Source organism: Chamaesiphon polymorphus CCALA 037 (assembly GCF_003003845.1).
Lineage (GTDB): Bacteria > Cyanobacteriota > Cyanobacteriia > Cyanobacteriales > Chamaesiphonaceae > Chamaesiphon > Chamaesiphon polymorphus.
The window spans coordinates 1-2,216 of the sequence record NZ_PVWO01000724.1 but is presented as its reverse complement, the minus strand read 5'-3'; the positions used below and the strand labels follow the sequence as shown (position 1 = coordinate 2,216).

The following is a 2,216-nucleotide window of genomic DNA, read 5'->3' as shown; positions in this document are numbered from 1 at the left end:
GATTTCAAGACGTTACTACTTCATCTTCGTCGTTAATTCAAAATCTGATTCGGCGACAGATCTGCGTACCCAATGAATCCAACCGTGGTTTTGTTATCGATAAAAACTTTGAAGCTAGCAAAAACTGTTACTTAATGGGGCCGCTAGTCGCAGGTAATATCGATGGTAACTTCCGCGTTTGGCACGCCGAAAGTTGTCAGCGGATTATCGGGTTCTCCCAAAACTTAGCAGCAGCACTACTGCGCTCCGAACAGTTGGAGGTACCATCTGTGACGCTTGCACCAGAGCCAGAAAGCGCGAACGTATTTATGAATGTCGCCTAAGTTGAGGCTTGCTGATACATTCAATCAAACAGGCGAAGTGGGATCGGCTCGATCTCACTTCGTCTTTTAGAGTTGCCGATCTCATGTAAAATGCTTCCTTGCTGCGCACTCCCAACTCCCAACTCCCCAACCCCCCACTCCATCTTTTTCGATCGCTACCATCAACATTTGAGTTAAACTCGATCGCATTGAATCTAGCCTTAAAAATATAACTGCGGTGGAGAATCGATCGATGCAGCCTGGTAGTGAAATAATCGTCATTGGTGGTGGCACGATCGGTTTAGCCACTGCGATAGAATTGCGTCTACTCGGCGCGGCAGTCACAATTTTGTGTAAAGACTTCAAATCTGCCGCCGCACATGCCGCAGCAGGCATGTTGGCACCGCAGGCAGAACGAATCGAACCAGGTGCGATGTTAGATTTATGTCTGGCTAGTCGCGATTTATACCCAGAGTGGATCGGCAAAATCGAATCAATTTCGGGAGTAGATAGCGGTTATTGGCCGTGTGGAATTTTAGCACCATCTTACACCCAGAGCGAGTCACCGCGATCGACAACCGATCCACTAGCTGCCGAATGGCTCGATACTCCCTCGATCCATCGCTACCAATCGGGTTTAGGCGAGTCAGTCCTCGGTGGCTATTGGTATCCAGCCGAAGGACAAGTCGATAATCGCGCACTGATGAGATCGCTGTATGTTGCCGCACAAGCTGTCGGCGCGAACTTTCTCGACGGGGTAGAGGTTACTAACATTCACTACACGCGGGGACGAGTCCGATATCTAGAGACAAATCGCGGTCAGATCTCGGCACAGCATTATATCTTGGCAACAGGTGCTTGGTCGCAACAATTAATTCCGATCCCGATCGTCCCCAGAAAGGGACAAATGTTATCGGTAGTAGTACCACCCCAGCAACGCGACAATCTCCCCCTGCAACGAGTCTTATTTGGCGAAGAAATCTACATCGTGCCGCGTCAAGATGGCCGCATTATCGTCGGCGCGACTAGCGAAGATGTCGGGTTTGCCCCCCATAATACACTTCAGGGTGTCAAGCAATTGATGACTAATGCGATGCGCCTATTCCCTCCCCTTCAAAACTGCCCCCTGCACGAAACTTGGTGGGGTTATCGTCCCGCCACACCCGACGAGTTGCCCATTTTAGGCCGCAGTAGTGCCGCCAATCTTACTTTGGCTACCGGACATTATCGGAATGGGATTTTACTCACGCCAATTACCGCCAAACTAATTGCCGATCTCGTCTGGCATAAGCAAGCCGATAATTTACTAGCCGCCTTTAGCTGGCAACGGTTTGAACCCTGTTAATTTTTAAAAACCAGTGGCTACGATCTCCAGCAAGATTTAACGATAGCGATCCCGCCAATTGTGGCGAACACCGAACCTAGTCCTCCCAGCATCGTCGGTAAAAACCATAATTCGAGCCAAGACTCGATCTTCGCAGCACTCGGATCTTTAGGATCGTACAAAACTGTTACTTGCTGGCCTTTTTTAAACACAGGCGGATTGCTGGCTACATTAGCGACAAAAATAGTCATTTTGCCAGACTTAGGCGTGAATTTAACAACTGGATGATAATAATTAGTAGGTTCATTCTCATTATCGGTTGAAAGATAAAGGTTATTATCGATTACAGTTCCTGGCGTCGATACCATCTTACTAAGATACGAATGAGTACTGATGCCGAGCGCGATGCCAACGATCGCGATGATACTGCCAACGCCACCAAAGATCGAACCAAATAACAACAAGAATTTTGAATCTGGGTTCCTGGCCACTAGCACTTTCCTCAGTAAATAGGGCTCTTCATTACTTAGTATGCAAAACTAATAATTGTAATGCCAATTAAGCAGGCATCTATTTCTGAAGTTATCGAA

The 2,216-nt window shown here is 47.8% G+C and carries 2 protein-coding genes and 1 pseudogene; 2 read left to right on the top strand and 1 reads right to left on the bottom strand.

What is annotated here, in order from left to right; translation table 11 throughout:
* Both C7B77_RS30575 and thiO read left to right on the top strand, forming a co-directional pair.
* Nucleotides 1-323, top strand: a pseudogene (locus C7B77_RS30575) (hypothetical protein); the annotation flags it as partial.
* Nucleotides 324-555: 232 nt separating this feature from the next.
* Complete coding sequence (thiO, locus tag C7B77_RS28700; protein WP_106313111.1) at nt 556-1,647, top strand: glycine oxidase ThiO; 1,092 nt, start codon at nt 556-558, stop codon at nt 1,645-1,647.
* Between the two features lie 17 nt (nt 1,648-1,664).
* Here thiO and C7B77_RS28695 read toward each other — a convergent pair whose 3' ends face one another.
* Entirely contained in the window at nt 1,665-2,117 is a 453-nt protein-coding gene (locus C7B77_RS28695) for a DUF3592 domain-containing protein (RefSeq protein ID WP_106313108.1), read from the bottom strand.
* Nucleotides 2,118-2,216: the final 99 nt, after the last annotated feature.